22 protein-coding genes are annotated in these 22,247 nt (G+C 36.1%); all 22 read right to left on the bottom strand.

Features of this window, described 5'->3' with window-relative positions; genetic code table 11:
* Positions 1 to 12: 12 nt before the first annotated feature.
* The 22 genes from JOE23_RS13765 to JOE23_RS13660 all read right to left on the bottom strand — a co-directional run bounded on the left by JOE23_RS13765 (position 13) and on the right by JOE23_RS13660 (position 21,810).
* A complete protein-coding gene (locus tag JOE23_RS13765; protein WP_204439221.1) occupies positions 13 to 594 on the bottom strand; it encodes a ReoY family proteolytic degradation factor in 582 nt (193 codons plus the stop codon).
* A gap of 47 nt (positions 595 to 641) precedes the next feature.
* A complete protein-coding gene (locus JOE23_RS13760; protein WP_204439220.1) occupies positions 642 to 1,892 on the bottom strand; it encodes a tetratricopeptide repeat protein in 1,251 nt (416 codons plus the stop codon).
* Between the two features lie 153 nt (positions 1,893 to 2,045).
* Positions 2,046 to 3,332: a 3-phosphoshikimate 1-carboxyvinyltransferase gene (gene aroA, locus JOE23_RS13755; protein WP_204439219.1), complete on the bottom strand. Its 1,287-nt coding sequence runs from the start codon at positions 3,330 to 3,332 to the stop codon at positions 2,046 to 2,048.
* 13 nt (positions 3,333 to 3,345) lie between these two features.
* A complete protein-coding gene (locus JOE23_RS13750; protein WP_204439218.1) occupies positions 3,346 to 4,449 on the bottom strand; it encodes a prephenate dehydrogenase in 1,104 nt (367 codons plus the stop codon).
* A 2-nt stretch (positions 4,450 to 4,451) separates the two neighbouring features.
* Positions 4,452 to 5,552: a histidinol-phosphate transaminase gene (gene hisC, locus JOE23_RS13745; RefSeq protein WP_204439217.1), complete on the bottom strand. Its 1,101-nt coding sequence runs from the start codon at positions 5,550 to 5,552 to the stop codon at positions 4,452 to 4,454.
* A gap of 16 nt (positions 5,553 to 5,568) precedes the next feature.
* Positions 5,569 to 5,931: a chorismate mutase gene (gene aroH, locus JOE23_RS13740; protein WP_204439215.1), complete on the bottom strand. Its 363-nt coding sequence runs from the start codon at positions 5,929 to 5,931 to the stop codon at positions 5,569 to 5,571.
* Positions 5,928 to 7,010 (bottom strand): 3-dehydroquinate synthase, encoded by a 1,083-nt coding sequence (gene aroB / locus JOE23_RS13735; protein ID WP_204439213.1) that lies wholly within the window; start codon positions 7,008 to 7,010, stop codon positions 5,928 to 5,930. Before aroB ends, aroH begins: the two co-directional genes overlap by 4 nt.
* Positions 7,010 to 8,176: a chorismate synthase gene (gene aroC, locus JOE23_RS13730; protein ID WP_204439211.1), complete on the bottom strand. Its 1,167-nt coding sequence runs from the start codon at positions 8,174 to 8,176 to the stop codon at positions 7,010 to 7,012. The genes aroB and aroC overlap by 1 nt, the downstream gene beginning before the upstream one ends.
* Positions 8,177 to 8,356: 180 nt before the next feature.
* Positions 8,357 to 9,130, bottom strand: a complete 774-nt coding sequence (locus JOE23_RS13725; protein WP_204439209.1) for a CheR family methyltransferase — start codon at positions 9,128 to 9,130, stop codon at positions 8,357 to 8,359.
* 62 nt (positions 9,131 to 9,192) lie between these two features.
* Positions 9,193 to 10,176, bottom strand: a complete 984-nt coding sequence (locus JOE23_RS13720; protein ID WP_204439207.1) for a polyprenyl synthetase family protein — start codon at positions 10,174 to 10,176, stop codon at positions 9,193 to 9,195.
* Positions 10,177 to 10,180: 4 nt separating this feature from the next.
* Positions 10,181 to 10,954: a heptaprenyl diphosphate synthase component 1 gene (locus JOE23_RS13715; protein ID WP_204439206.1), complete on the bottom strand. Its 774-nt coding sequence runs from the start codon at positions 10,952 to 10,954 to the stop codon at positions 10,181 to 10,183.
* A gap of 61 nt (positions 10,955 to 11,015) precedes the next feature.
* Complete coding sequence (mtrB, locus tag JOE23_RS13710; RefSeq protein ID WP_204439205.1) at positions 11,016 to 11,228, bottom strand: trp RNA-binding attenuation protein MtrB; 213 nt, start codon at positions 11,226 to 11,228, stop codon at positions 11,016 to 11,018.
* Between the two features lie 102 nt (positions 11,229 to 11,330).
* Positions 11,331 to 11,603: an HU family DNA-binding protein gene (locus tag JOE23_RS13705; RefSeq protein ID WP_026065213.1), complete on the bottom strand. Its 273-nt coding sequence runs from the start codon at positions 11,601 to 11,603 to the stop codon at positions 11,331 to 11,333.
* Positions 11,604 to 12,852: 1,249 nt separating this feature from the next.
* Complete coding sequence (spoIVA, locus tag JOE23_RS13700; RefSeq protein WP_204439204.1) at positions 12,853 to 14,331, bottom strand: stage IV sporulation protein A; 1,479 nt, start codon at positions 14,329 to 14,331, stop codon at positions 12,853 to 12,855.
* 318 nt (positions 14,332 to 14,649) lie between these two features.
* The gene (locus JOE23_RS13695) at positions 14,650 to 14,910 is read right to left on the bottom strand and encodes a stage VI sporulation protein F (RefSeq protein ID WP_204439202.1); all 261 of its coding nucleotides are present in this window, start codon (positions 14,908 to 14,910) and stop codon (positions 14,650 to 14,652) included.
* A 198-nt stretch (positions 14,911 to 15,108) separates the two neighbouring features.
* The gene (locus JOE23_RS13690; protein WP_204439200.1) at positions 15,109 to 16,149 is read right to left on the bottom strand and encodes an NAD(P)H-dependent glycerol-3-phosphate dehydrogenase; all 1,041 of its coding nucleotides are present in this window, start codon (positions 16,147 to 16,149) and stop codon (positions 15,109 to 15,111) included.
* A 14-nt stretch (positions 16,150 to 16,163) separates the two neighbouring features.
* Positions 16,164 to 17,474, bottom strand: a complete 1,311-nt coding sequence (der, locus tag JOE23_RS13685) for a ribosome biogenesis GTPase Der (RefSeq protein ID WP_204439198.1) — start codon at positions 17,472 to 17,474, stop codon at positions 16,164 to 16,166.
* A 97-nt stretch (positions 17,475 to 17,571) separates the two neighbouring features.
* Positions 17,572 to 18,132 (bottom strand): YphA family membrane protein, encoded by a 561-nt coding sequence (locus tag JOE23_RS13680; protein WP_204439196.1) that lies wholly within the window; start codon positions 18,130 to 18,132, stop codon positions 17,572 to 17,574.
* Positions 18,133 to 18,631: 499 nt separating this feature from the next.
* Positions 18,632 to 19,774, bottom strand: coding sequence for a 30S ribosomal protein S1 (gene rpsA / locus JOE23_RS13675; protein ID WP_204439194.1), 1,143 nt, complete (start codon positions 19,772 to 19,774; stop codon positions 18,632 to 18,634).
* Positions 19,775 to 19,862: 88 nt separating this feature from the next.
* Positions 19,863 to 20,450 (bottom strand): lysophospholipid acyltransferase family protein, encoded by a 588-nt coding sequence (locus JOE23_RS13670; RefSeq protein WP_204439193.1) that lies wholly within the window; start codon positions 20,448 to 20,450, stop codon positions 19,863 to 19,865.
* 1 nt (position 20,451) lies between these two features.
* Positions 20,452 to 21,132: a (d)CMP kinase gene (gene cmk, locus JOE23_RS13665; RefSeq protein ID WP_204439192.1), complete on the bottom strand. Its 681-nt coding sequence runs from the start codon at positions 21,130 to 21,132 to the stop codon at positions 20,452 to 20,454.
* A gap of 24 nt (positions 21,133 to 21,156) precedes the next feature.
* Positions 21,157 to 21,810 (bottom strand): flagellar brake protein, encoded by a 654-nt coding sequence (locus tag JOE23_RS13660; RefSeq protein ID WP_204439191.1) that lies wholly within the window; start codon positions 21,808 to 21,810, stop codon positions 21,157 to 21,159.
* Between the last annotated feature and the right edge of the window lie 437 nt (positions 21,811 to 22,247).

Here is a 22,247-nt window from a genome sequence, read left to right as displayed (position 1 = left end):
TCTTAACTGAGATCAATGATCATCAATACTAAATAACGGATCTGTGTCATAAGCGTCTTTCAATTGTTCGAGCGCCAATGTATATTTGTTAAAGTTCTCTTTATCATGATGATCAAGCGCTTGATCTATTTTTTTCAATAATTGATTTTTCCTAGCCTTGAATAGGGTGTAATTTAGAAATTCGCTTGCTAACATTTTTTCTCTTTTCGTTATAAAAAAATCATCAGGTAAAAAAGGATTATCTTCTAAAACTGCACTATATTCAGCGCTTTGATGAGCATTTTCAAAAGAAAGCTGTATATATATCGGGTCTTGCCTATTTAATCTTATGTCATGGAAAGATTTTTCTGCATCAGTTGTGACGATATGATCTTTATAAAAACGAAATGGTACATCATTTGAACATTGAGCAGATATAATAATTCCTCGAGGGCAGAAACGAGCTTCTCTTATAAAATGAACATTCGCCAATAAACTCTCGTGGTTGGTTAAATAATTTAAGATCCAAACACTCTCTCTTTTTTTCAACTGATAATGTTCTAAAAACCAAAGAATAAATGCTTTTTTGTCGTGCGTGGATACAGAAGTATTCAACAAGCTTCCCTCCCAATCATTCCTTAGGAAAGTTATTATGACACGACTCAACTGTTAAGACGTATCAGATAATTTTCAATTTCACTATCACTTGGTTCAATGGTTAGATAACGATTAAATATACGAATCGCTTCTTCCTTTCTCCCCTCCTCAATTAAAAAGTAACCATATGCTTTAAGGAAATCACCATCTTCTTTAAAGTCGTCATAGGCTTCTTGATATGCATGAAGTGCTAAACCATAATGCTCTTCTTCTACATAAGCTTTAGCTAATTCCCATTTATAATAACCATCCTGCTCGCCTTGTTCTATAATATGAGAAAGCAGATCAATTATTGCTTGAAAATCATTATCAGATCGATAATTTTCAACTAAGAATAAGATCGCTTCTTTGTAACCGGGGTCAATAGCCACAGCCTCTCTTGCTAATCGATAGCTCGCTTCATTATCCCCTGAACGACGCGCTAAAGCTGCTCCCGTTAGGAGTAACTCTTTATTTAGTGGATCATACTTCAAGCCGTCTTGTACGGTTTGATAACCTTGGTCAACTAACCCTTCTTCATCGTATGCATGCGCTAAGTAGTTATAGACAGAAGCATATTCTTTGTCACGTTCAATAAGTTCTTCCCAAACTTTAATAGCTATATCTAATCGATTAGCTTGATATGCAATAAATCCATATCGAAATAGTGTGTCTTCATCTTCTTTCTCTGCCTTTTGATAAAAGGATAGTGATTGTTCAAACTCTCCAATAGCTGCTAATGATTCAGCTAATCTTAAGGAAATATCAATTTCAGCGACATTTGATTGCGTCTGGTGCACCTTCTGGTAGTGTGTAACCGCTTTTTGGTATTCTCCTAAGGAAAAGGCTAATTCTGCTCTGGCAAAATCGATTAAAGGCTCATCAGGTGCAGATTGCTTCGCTTCAATGAGCTTTTGCTCTGCTACTTCAAACAGCCCTTGTGTCTGATACAGATCAGCAGAGGCTAGAAGTGCGGGTAAATAATGATCGCTAGATGGCTCGATTTCTTCCAGAAGGTTTAGTGCTTTTTCATCTTGCTCCAAATCAATATATATTTCGGCAAGTGTCAAATGCAGCTCTTTTTCTTGGGGATATGCTTCCACTAACGGTTCTAATACAGTACTAGCGTCTTCTTGTAATCCGAGCTCTAAAAATAAATCTGCTATAGTAAATTTCTCATCATCATTAGCTTGCGGTAAGTGTTGATGTAATATACGAATCGCTTTTTCAACGTTATTTTGTTCAATTAAATGAATCGCTTGATAAATATCTTCCATCTGTATAACAACCTTTCAGCTCTTGCTTGAATTAGCTTAATCATATCGAAAAAAAATGAATTATTCAACGATAAACCATCTTTAAATAAGGATTTCAATCATACAAAGAAAGAAGAACACCTTGTTTGCAGAAACAAGATGTTCTATCACATGTTAGGTTATTTTTTTTAGGTCTTCAAAAAAACGTGGATATGATACGTTAATCGCGTCTGCGTCTGTCAATGTGATGTCACCTTCACAGATGAGTGAGGCGATAACAATCATCATCCCAATTCGATGGTCACCGTAGGAATGGAGTTGGGTTCCCTTTAAGGACGTGCCACCTTCAATAATCATCCCATCATCTGTTGGCTGAACATCAGCACCTAAAGCTGTTAATGTGTTAACAACGCTGTCGATGCGGTTTGTTTCTTTATATCTTAGTTCTTCGGCGTCACGAATAATGGTTTTCCCTTTTGCTTGCGTAGCAAGTAGTGCAATAATCGGCAATTCGTCAATCATTCTTGGAATGATATCACCACTTATCTCTGCACCATAAGCCTGAGAATGTCTAATTGTTATCGAACCGATAACTTCTCCGCCAACATGTGCTGTTTCTTTAATTTCAAGTTCAACGTTCATGGCCGCTAATGCATCTAATATACCCGTTCGCGTGTGGTTTAAGCCAACCTCTTTTATGGTTACTTCACTGTTAGGGACAAGTAAAGCCGCAACGATGAAAAAAGCAGCTGATGAAATATCACCGGGGACTTGAATCGTCGTAGCTGTTAATGGTTGCTTGCCAACTAGTGTGACTTCATTCCCATTCACCTCGATTTTTCCACCAAATGCAGTCAACATATTTTCTGTGTGATCACGCGTTTTGGTTGATTCAATAATGGTTGTTTTCCCTTCCGCCAATAAACCTGCTAATAGCACACCTGATTTCACTTGAGCACTTTTTACTTGTGGGCGAAATGTGATGCCTTTTAGAGATTGCCCACGGACAGCTATTGGGAGGTGTTTTCCCCTTTCACGTCCATCCAACTTAGCACCCATTTGTTCTAATGGTTTAGCAATTCGATCCATTGGGCGTTGAGTTAGCGATTGATCACCATATAAGGTCGTGTGAAAAGGCAAACCGGCGAGCACACCTAATAGTAATCGAGCGGTTGTTCCTGAATTACCTAGGTCTATCGGTAATAAAGGTTCAGTCAGACCATCAATACCTTTACTTCTAATCGTTACCTTTTGTTGCTGTTGTTCAATGTCGACACCCATGAGCTTAAAAGCTTGAATGGTTGCTAAGCAATCTTCACCGTCAAGGAAATTTGTAATGATTGTTGTTCCTTTAGCTAAAGATCCGAAGATGATGGCTCGATGTGAAATCGATTTATCACCAGGTACAGCCAATTCTCCGCTTAAAGGCGAACGTGATGGTTTTAATGTTAATGGTTTCAATGCAATCCCTCCCTTAATCTTGTAACATCGTTTCATAGCCGTTTTTAATGAGTAAGCGATGACTGTTTATTTGGTCTTCTTTTGTTACAAAGCTTAACCTTAAAACACCTGTGATGCCTTCTCTAATTTCTAAAATTTCAATATTTTTAATACTGATTTCTTGCTCAGCTAATAATGAAACGACTTTTAATAAAGCACCAGGTTGATCAAATATATCAACATATAAATCATAAAATCCGGGTAAAGCCCCTTTTTTGGAACGATCTAAACCATCTCGATATTCTCGAGCTTGTTCTAAATAATGATACATTGATACTTTATCATTATGATCTAAAAGTTTTTTTAAATCTGTCATTTCCTTAATCCAATCTACCAACAAAGCAGATAAAATGCTTTTATTTTGAAAGAAAATATCTTGCCACATGGTTGGATTACTAGAAGCAATCCGAGTAATATCACGAAAACCACCTGCTGCAAGGGTTGGTATTTTAGCATGTTTATTTTGCCAACGCTTTGCTTGTTGCACAAGAGATGATGCGATTAGATGTGGGAAATGTGAGATGACACTTGTCATTTCATCGTGTTCTTTAGCATCTAAATGTAAAAATTTCGAATGTGTAGCTGAAAAAAGTTCCTTTAGTGCTTCAATTGCTGATGCATCAGCCTTTTGAGTGGGTGTAATAATATAGATTGCATTTTCAAAAAGGTGGGCTTTAGCCGCTTCGATTCCCCTTTTATGTGATCCTGCCATTGGATGTCCACCAATAAATGTGACAAAAGGGTTATCTAAGAGCTCAGCTGTTTGCATGACATTTCCTTTGACAGAAGAAACATCAGTAATAATAATCGGCTTAGTGAAGTGCAACTTCTTTACCACATTTAACAAGTCGATTGTTTTTGTAACGGGTGCAGCTAGTATACAGAAATCAACAGTCGTTACTGCTTCTTCAAAGGAATCTGCAACTTCATCAATAATGGATTTATCTAAGGCATATTGAAGTGTTTTTTTGTTCACATCATAACCGATGATATGGTGATTCGTTTGTTTGCGAATATTTAAAGCGAGTGAGCCCCCTATTAACCCTAGTCCTGCTACCAAAATTTTTTTTTTAGTCAAACTTATTCAACTCCTACATGTGTAGCCAAAAAACTCTTCATTTCAGCCTGTAACACCTTCATATCGTCTTCTGCTCCAATGGTAATACGGACACCATTAGGATGCCCGAGCGCTTCACCTGATCGAACAATAAATCCTTTGGTCAATAAATACTCAAATAATGCATCCCCAGAACACGGAAGCTTAACAAAAATGAAATTTGTTTCTGAGTCATAATACGTCAAACCCATTTCATCAAAATAATTCATCAGCATAACCTTGTTTTTGGTCGTTTCTCTTAATGATTGTTCTAGAAAATCTTTATCTTGATAAGCAACGGTTGCAGCTTTTTGGGCAATTTGTGTCACGTTAAATGGACCTCTAGCTATATTTAGCACTTCACTAATAGCTAGGTTTGCGATGCCGTATCCGACACGTAAACTTGCTAGACCGAAAGCTTTTGAAAAAGTCCTTAATATGATTAAATTAGGATATTGATTCAATAAACTTAATGTGTCTGGTGCCTCAGATGATATGATGTATTCATAGTAGGCTTCATCAACCACTACTAATACATCTGATCGACATTGGTCTAGAAAGCTTCTTAATGATTGATCATTAATTAAACAGCCGGTTGGGTTATTTGGTGAGCAGAGCCATACAATCCTAGTGTAAGAGTCAATAGCATCCAGCATCCCTTGAAGATCATGATAGCCATTAATTACAGGGATTTCCTTTACCTTCGCTCCTTGAATCAAGGCATTATGTTTATATTGTGAGAAGCTTGGTGTGGCCATTATCGTGTTCGTACCGGGTTCTAGATATACTTGACAAATCATTGTAATAATTTCATCTGATCCACAACCAAATACAAGCTGATCGGGATCAACAGATAGTTCATCACTTAACAATTCCCTTAGCTCTGTAGCATACCCATCTGGATAAATTTCGAAATGATTAGCAGATGCTTTAAGGGCCTGATCTACCTGTTGTGAATAACCGAATGGATTTTCGTTAGAGGCTAATTTAACGATTTTATTTAGTCCATATGCTTTTTTAACATCTTCGATTTGCTTACCTGGTTTATATGGTGACATCGATTCAAAGACTTTTTTTGCTTTCAAAATATTTTCCCCCTCATTATTTCAATAAATCTGGTCTAAGCTTCTTCGCTTGGTGCTGATATACATGGATGATTTCTTCTTGCTCAAGCGGTGTATTGATCGTCATCATAATGCGAATGCAATAAGGCAAACCATTCGGCACATCAATTTCCTGCATGCACATGACGGGTACATACTCCCACCCGTTAAGTTCTCTTATCGGTTTGGCAGGAAATGCGGCATTTAAATCCTGTGTTACTGATACTAAAACAGATGCAACATCATCTGCGTTAATGTTATTTTCTTCGATCATTGCTCGTGTTAATTCGCGTGTATGGCTAATGATTTCTGATTCATTATTGGAGGAAACAGTTGTTGCTCCTCGAACACCTCTAATCAATTGTTCACCAGCTCCCTTAAAAAGTCTTCTAACCAAATCGTCATATTTTGGTCGTCAATTTTTTCAATAGAAGGTTGACCTAACGCTTTTAATAAGACCATTTGAATACTTTGTTGCTTAGCTTTCTTGTCTTTTTTCATCCGTGAAATGAGTCGAGAAACAGATAACTTTGGTAATATTAGTGGATAGTGATTTTGCTTTAGCCAGTGTAACACTTCGCTATAGGGCAAACTTACCTTATAGTAATGTTCACTTACTCGGATAGCAAACAACATACCAATCGCTACCGCTTCACCGTGAGTTAATGTTCCATAACCCAATTCTGATTCTAGAGCATGGCCTAGTGTATGACCGAAGTTCAAATATTGCCGCACACTGGATTCACGCTCATCTAGCTCGACAATCTTTGCTTTAACTGAGATACCTTTTAATAGATCTTTCATTAACCGTTCTTCACTTAAATGCTTATTTAATGGTGCATTTTTAATATCTTCCCAAAAAGGATCATTATGAATAATACTATGCTTGGCAATTTCTGCATAACCAGAACGAATTTCCGTTTGAGGGATCGTATGTAATGTTTCAACATCATAAACAACAGCTTGCGGGGGATAAAAGCTACCAATTAAATTTTTGCCTTCTGGATGATTAATGGCTACTTTTCCTCCCACACTACTATCATGAGCTAAGATCGTGGTAGGCATCTGAATAAAGTCTATTCCACGCATAAATGTAGCAGCAACAAACCCAGCTAGATCGCCAATCATTCCACCGCCTAAAGCAATAATAAGTCCATGCCGATCTAAACCAGATTGAATGGCTTCTGTCATAATATCAAAATAAAATCGAATGCTTTTTGAACCTTCCCCGGCAGGGACAATAGTATAACCAACCTTTTGATCATCAGCATTGAAGCTTTGAATAACATCATTTAAATAAAGCGTTTCAACATTACTGTCTGTGATAATAAATATGCTACTGTACGTTTTATTTAAGAAACGATTAACTTGATGTCTAAGCCCAACCCCTACAAAAACGTGATAACTATTTGTACTTGTTTGAACCGATATACTCTCCATTAAAAACACCTGACTTCTTCGCGATATTGCTCGATTGCTGCTTTTAATTTTGGAAATTGATCATGTGGGAATTGTTCTAATAAAGCATTGGCAACCTCAAATGCGACAACGTGTTCCATCACAACCGCTGCAGCAGGAACGGCACATGAATCTGAACGTTCAATACTTGCATTAAACACTTCTTTTGATTCAATATCGACGCTTTGCAAGGGCTTATATAGGGTAGGGATTGGCTTCATCACACCTTTAACGACAATGGGCATACCTGAAGTCATTCCACCTTCAAACCCGCCTAAATGATTAGTCCGTCGCTTAAACCCTTGTTGCTCTGACCAAATAATTTCATCATGAACTTCACTACCATTACGACGAGCTGCTTCAAAGCCAATGCCAAATTCTACACCTTTAAAAGCATTAATGCTCTGGACAGCAAAGGCAATTCGAGCATCTAATTTACGATCGTAATGAACATAAGACCCTATACCTGGAGGCATCCCTTCAATGTAAACTTGGCAAACACCACCGATAGAATCACCTTCTTTTTTGGCTTGATCAATGGCATCCATCATCTTCTGGCCAGCCTTCCCATCGAGTGAGCGCACTGGGGACTCCTCAGAGACTTTTATTTTATCTTGGATGGTCAAGTTTTCAGGTTCATTTGCTTTAATGCCCGCAATTTCAGTAACATAACCGATAATGTTAATATCTAAATGTTTTAACAATGTCTTAGCAACTGCACCTGCTGCAACTCTTGCTGCAGTTTCTCGAGCTGACGATCGTTCTAATATATTTCGCATATCTCGGTGACCATATTTAATCGCCCCATTTAAATCTGCATGTCCTGGTCTTGGTCTCGTAACCGTTCGTCTGATTTCTTGATCAAGATCAATGGGTTCTTCTCCCATAATATCTTGCCAATGTTTAAAATCATCATTTTTGACTACCATTGCAATGGGTGACCCCAATGTATACCCATGCCGGACACCGCCAGCAATGTCGACTAAGTCCTTTTCAATTTGCATTCTTTTACCACGTCCATGGCCTTTTTGCCGACGTAGCAACGATTCATTGATATCATTAGTGGTTAAAGGCATTAAAGCAGGTACACCTTCTACGATGGTTGTTAATTGTTTACCGTGAGATTCTCCAGCCGTTAAATAACGCATATTGCTTCCCCCTGATTAGTTAAGTTTTTAATAAATATAACACAACTAGCTGTATCTGTGGACACCCAATAGATAGATTATTCTTTTTTTTCAAACTTTTCTTTAATGTTTTATTTTTCTTAGTATGTATGAGTAAAAAAGAAACGCCCATGATTCATGCTCATGTACGTCTCTTTAATGTTAATCATTTTTTTGATAAAAAAATGTATCTAGTACTCTAAAATTATAACTTTCTGGACTGAATATTTGTTCGGTGCTACCGACAAAGAAAACACCATTATTATTTAATGAACGGCTAAATTTATGATAAATTTCAGTTTTTGCCTCTTCAGTAAAATAGATAAGTACATTTCGACAGACAATCAAATCAAACCCTGAAGGATAAGGATCAGACAATAAATTATGTTTCTTAAAAGTAATCGCTTTTTTAAATCTATCATCGATAGTATATAGTGAATTTTCATACTTGAAATACTTATCTTTTAACGATTTTGGAACTTCTTTTAATGCACGTTCAGTATATATACCCTTTTGAGCACGTTCTAATATTTTATCATCAATATCAGTTGCTAATATAGAAACTTTACTTAAATCAATGTGCTCACTTAACATCATTGCTATCGTGTAAGGCTCGTCACCAGTTGAACAAGCTGCGCTCCATACCTTTAAATGGGATTGCTTTTTTAATAAATCAGGTAAAATCTTTTTTTCCAGAACTTGCCATCTAGCTGAATTTCGGTAGAACTCAGATACATTAATCGTCATTTTGTCCAAAAATTCAGATAGAAGCTCTTGATCACTGGCCAATGCATTGAAATATGATGAAAAATCCTTAAAACCCTTTTTATCGCGTAATGAAGTTAATCGTCGCTTCATTTGCACTTCTTTGTAAAGATTTAAATCAATTCCTGTCTTCTTTTTAATTGACTTGACAAATGCTTGATAATCAGACATTCGGTTTTCCCCTCCACTCACTAACGCTACCTATAATTATATATCGGTGAATATGTATTTAATTAAACAATCTGAGAATTATTTTTTTTTCTGAGATAGGCAACCATTTGCATTAAAAGCTGCTTTTCAGGTTGATTAGGCAATGGTTTTAAACGTTCGATAGCTTTATCTAAATACCAATGGCTGAATATAATCGCTTCATTAACTGCATTGGTTTGTTTGATTCGGTTAATGGTGTCTTTAGAGATATGAGATGAACTAGACGGTCCTTGTTCAAAAATGTATTGAACATGATCATAAACCTTTTTATCCCTCATAGCAAGTAGTGTAGGTAAAGTCAGATAGCCTTCGATTAAATCCTGTCCTTGTGGCTTTCCCGTTTGTTCTTGAGGATCAGTAAAATCACTAATATCATCAGTAATTTGATAGGCCATGCCGAGGAAATAACCAAACCAGTACAAGTTATTATTGATCTTTTGGGACGACTGAGCTACTATTGCACCCATTTGACAGCAAGTGGCAATAAGTTTGGCTGTTTTATCACGTATTTTACGCAAATAGTTTTTTAATGAAATATCAATGATATACCGTTTGTGTAATTGATTTAATTCGCCAGTAGATAACTGTGTAACCGTATTAGCCAGTAGTTGATGTATTTGTATTACCTCTATATCTGCTGTTAACTCAAGGGCTAATCCAAATAAATAATCACCTGTGTAGGTAGCAAATAATTTATTATACTGAAAATGAACAGTAGGTCTGCCTCTTCTAATCGCAGCATGATCAATAATATCATCATGAACTAAGCTAGCCATATGAATCAATTCTAAAATAGTCGCTAATTTATATGTTTCTCCTGTCTTTCGCTCACCGAAATAACTTGCAATTAAACATAGTAAAGGGCGAATTCTTTTTCCACCAGATTGCAGTAAATCGAGAGAAGGATCCTTTATTAAATGGTCGCTTTCCGATATAGCGTCGTACAACTGTTTGTTGACACAATCTACATCCATTTGCAAATATGAATATTGTTTAGGTAAATGCATATTATCATCCCATACTCAAATCTATAATTTTTCTAATATCAATGGAGTTAATCGTGTTACTTCTAGCTGATACGCCATAAAAAGTCATTAATGACACTTGGATCGGCGCAATAAGCTCCTTTAAAGCATCCGGCATCTTAAGAACGAGCATATCAATATCCGACCTTGATTTTCTTAAATGCTCTTGAATACGTTTATGAGATAAAGAGAGCGATTGATCTGTGTTATGGTTAATTGATGCTTCTATTTTTTGGGGGGTTAAAGAAAGATGCAATACCAACGTTTTAATAAATCTTTCTAAATAAGTCAAGTTAAAAAATCTTATTAAACAATAGACCAATGCCATATCAACTTCAAGCTTTTTGCTTAAAAGTGTAATAACATCTTGCCTCTCATTATTTAGCACAGCTAAATGAGCCTTTATGGCATTAGTGTCTTTAATTGCTTTAGCTAATGCTTTTAATAGCTTAATTTCTTTATGAGCGACAAGTAGCTTATAATGTTGACCACTTAAAAGATCACCATGCAAAATGAAATTGGAATTGTTTTTCATATTTTGATTCGAGACAAGATCGTGAATGTCAAGGGATAATTGTAAAAGTGCAACAGCTGCTATACAATCTATTTTTTTTGTTTGTGTCCAATTGGATTGTTCGATCAGTTGGGTGAATATAGCTAACCTTGGATTGGACTCCCAATAATTCACATCCACAATATCACCGTTCTTTTGATTGATGAGTTGTTTCAATTTATCAATAACCAGATCTTTTAGTTCCACAATGGCAATAGCCTCCATATTGACGGTATACAACAGTTATTATGGACAAACTAGACTGATTCTATACTTCTGTATTCATCTCTCCGTGGCGAGACTGAACCTTTGCTCTACCTTTAATTTTGATCGCTGAAGTATGGTCAGTAAACTGCACGACAAGCAACTCACCTTTATCTAGTTTTTCAGCGTGATGAAATTTTGTAGCTTCACCTCTTGTTAGGCCAATCACTTGCACACCATCTTCTAAAGCCTTAATAATAAAAAAATCAGATTCCATTATCCTCACCTTTTAATTTTTTTTACCTTCGCGAAAGATATATCTATGTATAAGAAAAAAAGGGTGCAATAATTGCACCCCCTTTTTGCCCTATGTAAAACATTATTTAACGATATCTTTAAGGGCTTTACCTGGTTTGAAAGCAGGTACTTTGCTAGCTGGGATTTCAATCTCAGCTCCAGTTTGTGGATTACGTCCTTTACGAGCAGCACGTTCACGCACCTCAAAGTTACCAAAACCAATTAATTGTACTTTCTCACCATCTTTTAGTGAATCCATGATAGATTCAAAAACTGCATCAACAGCTTTTGTTGCATCTTTTTTAGAAAGTTCACTTTTCTCAGCAACTGCATTAATTAGATCTGTCTTGTTCATGATATTCACCTCCTCCCACATTTAAATTCATGAAGCATACGAACTTAAATGGTTTTACTCCATTTGTTCACAAGTTTTCTGAATCCTATACTTCTGATCATCAATTTAAATGATGACAAAGCTTATAATAAACGACTTTCCCTGCAAATTCAACAAAAATCACAATAATTATTAAAATTGTTCAAATTACCTAATCATAAAATACCATTTTTAGATTTCAGTAAAACTATAAAACAGGCATGATTAGCTGGGAATATCGTTTTTTTATCACTAGAATCTTATCATACAGGCTCTATTTATGCAACTTCCACACAAAATTAAACCAAAATAAGTTATATATGGATATTATATGTAACTATTAATTCAAGATATTTTAGAAATTTATTAAGTCATATGTTCTAGTTCTAAATTATCATAAGATATTTAATATGATAATTAATCTTTCCATTCTTTAACGCCTTTTTGATCTATATTTTTAATAATTTGATCTTTGTTCTCTAAGATTATACCCTCTTCTAACCAAATGTTATGTTACCTTAACCTTACTTCATGATGAATATGTTCGAGAAGCGAAGTCAGTAAATAAAATCTCCTTGGTTTTATCGCTGCTTCATCTTCTGGTAAATTATTGCGCAAAGACTGGTACACTTGTCCGCAAAAGGCGGTAAAAAATACCCACAATACCCAGTATATCAATTTTTTTATTATATGGTATAATCATAAAAAAATAAAGTTTTTTTGGAAACTTTATGGAAGGATCGGTATGTTTATGAAGAATGCTATATTTATAATATTGTTATTAGTATTGCTTTTTGTTTTTTTTGGCATGAGATATATATTAAATTGGATTAGTGATTCTAGCCTTCAAATAATATTGTTATCAATGATAATTCTTTCTGTAATTGTTAGAGAAAAATTAAATATAACTTTTTTTAAATAATTTTATCTATGGTTAAATCATCTATGCTCTAAAACCCTTTGTGCATTTAGACACAAAGGGTTTTAGTTTGACAATATTAATTTGTGTAAGAGGCTTTATTGGCAGTAATTTTTTAAATTCTAAAAATACGGATTTATGATTTTATGAAGCACCTACTGATGAAATTCAACAGATAATAAAGTAGATATTAGAAAAACCGTCCGTAAAACACCTATCTCAAAATAGAAAACAGAGGGCAATCTATTTGGGTGGGTGATAACGGACGCTTGTATAGCTAGAAAAAATAAAACGACTTGTGACCACAAGTCGTTAGAGTATTATTGCGATTAGTCCACCTGACCCTTCGTTAACGATGCGTTCAAGTGTTTCTCTTAATTTATACTGCGCATTTTCAGGCATTAATGTTAATTTTCCTTGTATGCCTTCACGAACAATCGAGCTTAAAGAGCGACCAAAGATATCCGATTGCCAAATAGATAGGGGATCATCCTCGAAATCCTGCATCAAGTAGCGAACGAGTTCTTCACTTTGCTTTTCAGTTCCAATAATTGGAGAGAATTCTGATTCTACATCTACTTTAATCATATGAATAGATGGTGCAATGGCTTTTAATCTCACACCGAAGCGTGTTCCTTGCCGGATAATTTCAGGTTCATCAAGTTTCATATCATTAATCGTAGGTGCGGCAACTCCATACCCTGTTTGTTTTACCATATTAAGTCCATCTGCTATTTGGTCATATTCACGCTTGGCCTGAGCAAAATCTTGCATAAGTTCAAGTAAATGATCTTTCCCACGAATTTCCTCTCCAACTATTTCTTTTAGCACTTGATCGTACAAGTAACTTGGTGCATCTAAATCGATTTCTGCAATCCCCTCACCCATTTCAATTCCGTTAATTTGTGCACGTTCAATGTGATCATAAGCATCAAAATAGCCGACAACTCGATCAACATCGCGTAATCGCTTAATATCTTGAACCGTTTCTTGAATCGCTTCATGATAGCTCATGCGGAGCCAGTGATCATCTTTTAACACCATTACCCAGCTCGGTAAATTAACATTAACTTCAAGTACAGGAAATTCGAATAATGCTTCTCTTAATACGTTGTAGATATCATCTTCTTGCATACTCTCTACACTCATTGCAAGTACTGGGATATCGTATTGTTCATTTAGCGATTGACGTAAAAGCTCTGTATCTTGGTCATAAGGCTTCGTTGAATTTATAACCATAATGAACGGTTTACCTACTTCTTTTAATTCTTCTACAATTCGTTCTTCTGCTTCTACATAATCATTTCTTGGTATGTCTCCAATAGTTCCATCTGTTGTTACAACGACGCCAATGGTTGAATGCTCCTGTATCACTTTTCGTGTCCCGATTTCTGCAGCTTCATGAAATGGAATAGGCTCTTCATACCACGGGGTGTGAATCATTCGAGGACCGTTTTCGTCTTCAAATCCCTGCGCCCCATTGATGGTATAACCTACGCAATCAACTAATCTGACATTGACATCAATACCTTCATCAACTTGAAGATGAACGGCTTGATTAGGAACAAACTTTGGTTCTGTTGTCATTATCGTTTTACCTGCTGCACTTTGCGGTAATTCATCTTGCGCCCTCGCCCGATCTCCTTCATCTTCAATATTTGGTAAAACAACCTTTTCCATGAACTTCTTAATAAACGTTGACTTCCCTGTTCGAACTGCTCCGACTACACCTAAATAAATATCTCCGTTCGTTCGTTTTGAAATATCTTTGAAAATGTCTACCTTTTCCACATAATCCCCTCCCGATCTCCTTCAACGTCGTAAAGTACGATGCTCTGACATTAAAAGTCTATGACGTTGTCCCACTATATTATGACTGTTGATTAAATAATATTTTCACCATTTAACATCTTCAATTTATGCATGAATGAAATAATTAGAACAATTAGGAAAAAAACGTTTGATTAAAGGGGATTAAAAAGCCGAGTTAGAAGGGGCGCTCTAACTCGGCGTGACTAAAATTAATACCCAGGGCAACTTTAACGTGAATACTTGTGCATAATAGTTTATGCATTAAAAGTCTTTTGGTATAAACATATGCCTACTTGTTTACTTTTTAAATAGTTGTCCTAATGTATTAATATCTTTTGGAAATTTATTTTTTGTAATAGATTGTACCAGTTTATCTTCTTTTTCTTTTGATATAGGTTTATTAGCTAATTGACTCAGTTGCTTTACAAGATCTCTAACTGTTGTTTCATTTGAAAAATCTGCATTTTGAACTGACTGTGCAACTTTAAAGATTTCATCAGGTTTAATATTGGCCTTATTTTGAATATGATCAAATAACCCTTTTTGAAAATCGTTCACCTAGTCTCCTCCTTGTTTAGCATTGTCAAGATACTATATGCAAGAGGAGTCGGTGCTGTTCATCCATTAATCATTATAAAATGAACCATCACCTTCAATCAGTGGGCGCTTTCATTCTTTGTACGCGAATCGTTAGTTGAGTGAATCAGGATATTTAGCGCCCGCCTGATTAGAATAGAAATTCTGTTTTACGGACGATTATCTGTAATAATGTTGTTTTAACATGGCATGTACTTCATCAGTTTCGGGACGCCTTGTCCTTGTCATAAGTTGATCAACCACTTCTCTTGGGTTTGCCTGTTCAAACAAAATTTGATATATACCAGAGGTGATAGGCATATCAATTCCTTTTTCTTTAGCAAGGTGATAAGCTGCTTGAGCTGTACGTACACCTTCTACAACCATACCCATTTTCTCTAAAATATCAGCTAACGATTGGCCCTGAGCCAACATATTACCTGCGTTCCAATTACGACTGTGGATACTCGTGCATGTAACAATGAGATCACCCACACCTGTTAAACCAACAAAGGTAAGCGGATCTGCTCCCATAGCTGTGCCTAATCTTGCAATCTCAGCTAATCCTCTGGTCACAAGGGCTGCTTTTGCATTATCACCATAGCCAAGACCATCAGATATACCTGCTCCCAATGCTATGATATTTTTTAATGAGCCACCAAGCTCAACACCAATAATATCATTATTTGTATAGACGCGAAATCGATCATTCATAAATAAGTTTTGTGTATGTTTAGCTGCTTGTTCAGATTTAGAGGAAGCAGTAACGGTTGTAGGTTGGCCCATGCTGACTTCTTCTGCATGACTTGGACCTGATAAAACGACAATTTCATCATATATCTCCTTAGGAAGCTCCTCTTCCATCATTTCAGAAACACGTTTAAAGCTATCAGGCTCAATACCTTTTGTACCGTGAATAATTGTTACAGGTCGATTTAATGTTTTTTTAACCTGTTGGCAGACAGAGCGAATCGCCTTCGTTGGTAAAACAAAAATCACAGCCGTAACATCGTCGAGCGCACGCTCTAAGTGATGATATGCCATAATACTTTCCGCTAATTTAACATCTTTTAAATAAGCCTTGTTCTGATGTGATAAATTGATTTCGTTTGCATGGTCTTCAAGGTGTGTCCAAAGCCTTACCTCATGTCCATTATCATTTAAAACCATTGCTAAAGCTGTCCCCCAACTACCGGCTCCGAGAACTGCGATTTTCTCCATTATTCTTCACACTCCTAACTACGTCTTCTAGCATATATTTTAATTGGCGTTCCTTCAAATCCAAAAGCATCTCTTATCCTATTTTCTAAAAAACGTTCGTAAGAAAAGTGTAACAGCTCAGGATCATTTACAAACACAACAAATGTTGGTGGTTGAACAGCAACTTGTGTTGTATAGAGAATTTTTAAACGTTTGCCATGGCGAGTAGGTGTCGGATTCATCGCGACAGCATCCATGATCACATCATTTAAAATATTTGTTTCTACACGTTTTGTGTGATTTTCACTTGCTAATCGAACTTGAGGAATTAAAGTATGCAGTCTTTTCTTTGTTAGAGCTGACAAAAATACGATATTAGCATACTCTAGGAAAGGAAAATGGGCTCTGATTTTTTCTTCAAAACTTTTCATTGCTTTCTCATCAGAAGCAATGGTGTCCCATTTGTTCACAACAATAATAACTGCTTTTCCGGCTTCATGAGCATACCCTGCAATTTTCTTATCTTGTTCGATAATGCCTGACTCAGCATCAACTAATGTCAAGACTACATCAGATCGTTCAATTGCTTTTAGTGCACGCAATATGCTATATCGTTCTGTTGCTTCATATATCTTTCCTCTTTTTCGCATACCCGCTGTATCAATAATAACGTAATCTTGCTGATCTTTTTTAAATGGGGTATCTATTGCATCACGTGTTGTACCCGCAATATCACTTACAATTACACGCTCCTGTTGCAAAATCGCGTTAACAAGCGACGATTTCCCTACATTTGGCCGACCAATTAAGCTAAAATAAATCGTGTCGTTATCATTAATTTGATCATTAAGTGTTTCGAAATAACTGACTACTTTATCAAGCATATCGCCTAAGCCTAAACCATGTGTCCCTGATATTGGAAACGGTTCTCCAAACCCAAGACTATAGAATTCATAAATTTCTTCTCTCATTTCTGGATTATCAACTTTATTTACGGCTAATACGACAGGCTTGTTTGACTTATAAAGTATTTTTGCTACTTCCTCATCAGCCGCAGTAATACCTTCACGACCATTAACAATAAAGATAATCACATCTGCCTCGTTAATGGCAACATCAGCTTGTTCTCGCATTTGAACAAGTAATGGCTCATCTCCTAACTCAATTCCGCCTGTATCTATTAAATTAAACTGTGTGGTTAACCACTCTGCTTGTGCATATATCCGATCTCTTGTTACACCTGGTGTGTCCTCTACAATTGAAATACGTTCACCAACTAAACGATTAAATATCGTTGATTTGCCTACATTAGGTCGGCCTACGATGGCTACAATAGATTTTCGCATGAAAGGTTCATCCTTTCTATGATTTACTTATCAAATGGCATATAATAACGCCACTAACTTTTATAGTTTAGCAAAAGTATGCTTGTTAAACAATGATCTAACCAAAAATCTTACTCATTTTGTAATGGTTAATTAGCTGATGATGTATGATGATGGTCAGTGTACTTATGTATAGTCCAACAAAAAACATAGGTTCCCCTAAGATAACATTCCAATCAATGATTCTTACATGATAAGCAAACAGAATTTCTCCTGTTAATAATGATGTGCTGTAAAGCAATAATTTTGTTAATAAGTTGCGTTCGATAAATATGACCATTAGTATCAAAGCAAGGTGTATCAATAAATAAGCATTAAGAAAAAGCCAAATCGGACTTGTAATTAATATATACCGAAGACCAGTGTACGCTAACACGATACAAATCAGACTTATCCAATGCTTAATTGTGAAGCGATATTTAAAAATGAAAATCCATACTAGGAAAAAACTATACGTATAGGGCAGTGTCCCGACAAAATACCCAAACTCGATTTGAAAATGGATTAAGATGATATTTAATAAAAGGATTATCTTTATTACCTGATTAATTTTATGTTGCTCCAAACCAAAAAAAATAATATAAATCAAACTTAACCAACTTACCCAATAATAAGCCATTATTGATCACCTCTAGCTATCATTATGTCTTTTAACCGCTCATTGTAAACGAGGGGATCAAATTTTGGTATCTTGATGTTTAAGCTATACATGTTATCTATGCTATTTTCAATACCCGAAAGTAAAATGGGGCGGGACATAAGTAAATAAGAGTGATATTAGAATGTGTAGGTTTGTCACATACTCGCATTCCCTTGCTGCGGGCACGGCTTCGGGCTTACAGGATGTGGGTGAGTTAGACGTTGTCACGCGAGGTGACCGGTTTAGTCTAACCTTCCACAGGAAAGCCAAGAGCGCTTTACTGAATGGATCTTTAGCTCGTGCTAGGACTGCAACACTCGCCCCACCGAAAAGATTTGTTCCCGCTAGAGTGTCGCATATTTCCTCTGCTATTAGTATCATTCGTTTTAATAAAATAAATGCGAATAATCCATTCGTAAAATTAACGGATCATTCGCATTTGATCTTATTTCTTTTATTTTTGTCCTAAACTCGTCATTTAATCTTTAAATTTATCTAACTGATCACCTATCATATCACTTAAAGAAAAACCAGTGTCATCATCTTCTTTTTCATATGATTTCAGTTCTTGTTGGTTCTTTTCTACTTCAAGTTCTTTAATGCTTAAAGAAATGCGTTTTTCGGCTTGATTGACATCCAATACTTTAGCATTCACTTTCTGTCCAACTTCAAGGACTTCTTGAGGTGTACCAATATGATCAGTTGAAATTTGGGAGATATGAACTAATCCCTCAACTTGTGGTAAAATTTCAACGAATGCGCCGAAGTGAACCAATCGTTTAACTGTACCTTCAACAACATCCCCTTGAGAAATTTCTTGTTCGACTTGTTCCCACGGACCTGGTAAAGTCGCTTTAACCGATAATGAGACACGCTCAGTTTCAGGATCAACCGCAAGTACTTTAACTTTGATAGGATCACCTTCGTTTACGACATCACTTGCGTGCTCAACGTGTTCATGTGATAGTTGAGATATATGAACTAAACCGTCAATACCACCTAAATCAACAAACACACCAAAGTCAGTAATTCTTGCCACTGTACCTTCAACAACTTGTCCTTCCTCAAGACTTTGCAATCGTTGTTCTTTTTTTACGGTTTGCTCAGCTTCAATTACCGCTCGATGTGAGAGAATGACACGATTTTTCGAGCGATCGAGTTCAACAACTTTTAATGTTAATGCACGATCTTGATATTCAGAAAAGTCATCAACAAAATAAGTTTCAACTAAAGAGGCTGGTATAAATCCTCTAACGCCTACATCAACAACCAAGCCCCCTTTAACAATTTCTTTTACAGTTGCTTCAAAAACTTCTCCAGACTGCAATTTAGCTTCTAAGTCGTTCCATGCTTGTTCTGTGTCCACCGCACGTTTAGATAAAATGATTTCATCATCATCCATTTTCTTAATTTTTAATGTTAACTCATCGTCCAATGAGACAACTTCGCTCGCTGTTTCAATATGGAGACTTGATAACTCACTAATTGGAACAATGCCATCTGTTTTCCAACCAATATCAACTAAAACTTGGTTGTCTTCTACTTTTACCACCTTACCGGTAACAAGTTCACCCTCCGCTAATTCTTTGAAATCTGATACTTCTTTATTCATTTCATCCATAAAAAAAGCCTCCTTCAATTTGCGACAAGAAATAAACTATCCTTTTTCTAACTTCTAACATTTCTACGCATTTGTCAAGTCATATAAATTATTTTTGAGAATTATTTTCTAACAATGATTGAATGTTACTCATAATCTTTTCAGTTACGACTTTTGCAGATACTTTGTCTTGACGCAACTTGTTCATTTCAATTGGCGAACCGTAAACGACTTTTAATCTTTTACCTATTTTATAGGGACCAATTATCGCACACGGTATGACTGTTGCTTCAGATCGAAGTGCAAAAAATCCTATACCTGAAAGTCCCTCACCCAATTTACCTGTTTTACTCCTGGTACCTTCCGGGAACAACCCTAATGTTTTTCCATTTTTAAGCAAGGATAATGCTTGCCTTAGCGCTTGACGATCACTCATGCCACGTTTAATAGGAAAGGCATTTAAGTGTGTCATAAGCTTTCCTAGCCACGGCTTTTCAAATAGTTCTTCTTTCGCTAAAAAATGCACATCGCGTGTGGCTGTTATTCCAACTATTGGAGGGTCTAAATTAGATATATGATTTGAGCATATAATTACCGGCCCCTCTTTAGGAATATTTTCTTTACCAATCACTTCCATGCGATATAAAGGCTTCAAAATAAGCCAGACAACATTTTTAGCTATATGATAGAAAGTCAATTTAACGCTCTCCCCTTGTCTTAATGATATCAAGAATCTTTTTCGTTACTTGATTAATATTTAATGCTGTTGTATCAATAACAATGGCATCATTAGCTTGTATCAGTGGTGATACTTCACGTTCTGAATCAAGTTTATCACGATTGGAAATCTCTAATTTCAATTGTTCTAGGTTTGTCGTAAAACCTTTCGCTTTATTTTCTGCATATCTACGCTTAGCACGCTCATCCACAGATGCTTTAAGGAAAAATTTTACTTCTGCGTCGGGAATAACATGTGTACCTATGTCTCTACCATCCATAACAACACCACGTTTAGTTGCTAACTGTCTTTGTCGCTTCACCATCTCTTCTCTAACCATACGATGTTTAGCAACTTGAGATACATGGTTGGTGACGTGTTGATTACGAATACTTTCTGTTACATCTTGATCATTTATGTATACTTTTTGTCCTGTTTTTGATTGGACAAGTTTTATCGTTGATGTAAGTAATAATTGATACAGTTGCTCCTCATTATTTGTATCTACGTGTGTTTCTAAAGCAATATAGGTAAGTGCTCGATACATGGCGCCAGTGTCAATATAGATATATTTTAACGCATGAGCTACCTTCTTAGCTACAGTGCTTTTACCAGCAGCTGCTGGTCCATCGATGGCAATTGCCAATTTTTCTTTTGTCATGCTTTTCTTCCTCTCGATCTAATGTCAAATATTCATTTGTTGACGTCGTTGTTTTAATTGCCTGTCAAAACAAAACTGAATAATGCGCTGTCTATCATTTTCATTTATAGTGACAAATTTCATTGATAATACTTGTTTGTCGTTACTACTTTCGATACGAATCGTTTCTGCTTCAGTTACAATGTAATCAATCTGACGGTCACCAGAAGATAATACCAAAATTAACTCTAATGAAACCCCCGGCTCATAAAAATGATCTGGTGGTAAAACGACGGCAACTCCACCCCCACTAATATCTTTTGTGACAGTCACTAATGGTTTTAAAGGATTGTTCAAGTTTAGTATTGAAATATCTAGATTCACAGGTACTCTAACGTACTCCCGCCGTTGAACCTTTTTCATTTTACTCTGATCAAAAGCTAAAATCAACATGGGAATATTATCTTTTTTTCGTTCCATTACTTCTGTAGTAAATGTATAGATGGCTTCATCTTTATCTACAAAATATCCAGAAAAACAACTTCCTACAGGTATGGCTTGGGTTCGTCCTGTTTCTATATTAATAGGTTGGTCGATATAGCATTTTAAGCCCTTTAGTTCAACAATTCGACAACGATAACGCCGTATACTACTATCTTGTTGCTCTTGTTCCAAAATCAACTGCGTCCCAATTTTCATATTAATCATTCCCTTAGCGTTAAATCTTATTAATTACATTATTGCAAAAATCTTTGGTAAAGTACAAGATAATTGTGTAAAAAAAGACGAATGAACTTTTATAAATTATTCATTCGTCTTGGATCATATTATTTACTTTTAAGAAACTCCCCTCGTGTAAGGCAATGTTATATGAGTTTCATCTTTTGTTTTAATGTTTTATCATAGATAATCGTTCGTAAAGCAGCCACCTCAAAACAGAGAATATTTAAGTGGGCGCTGTCCTGGTTCACTCAACTAACAATCAGTGGGAGGGTAAAGATCGTAGACTAAAACCGCCACGTCCTTAAGAGGATTACAGACTAAGGCCGCCACGTCCTGTGGCAACGTCTGCATAACCTACATCCTGTAGGCCCACGTCTGCATGATCTACATCCTGTAGCCCTCCGCCCACTGAT

Origin of the sequence: Amphibacillus cookii (assembly GCF_016908375.1) — a bacterium.
Lineage (GTDB): Bacteria > Bacillota > Bacilli > Bacillales > Amphibacillaceae > Amphibacillus_C > Amphibacillus_C cookii.
The sequence above is the reverse complement of the archived record's forward strand: the minus strand, read 5'-3'. Positions and strand labels throughout refer to the sequence as shown.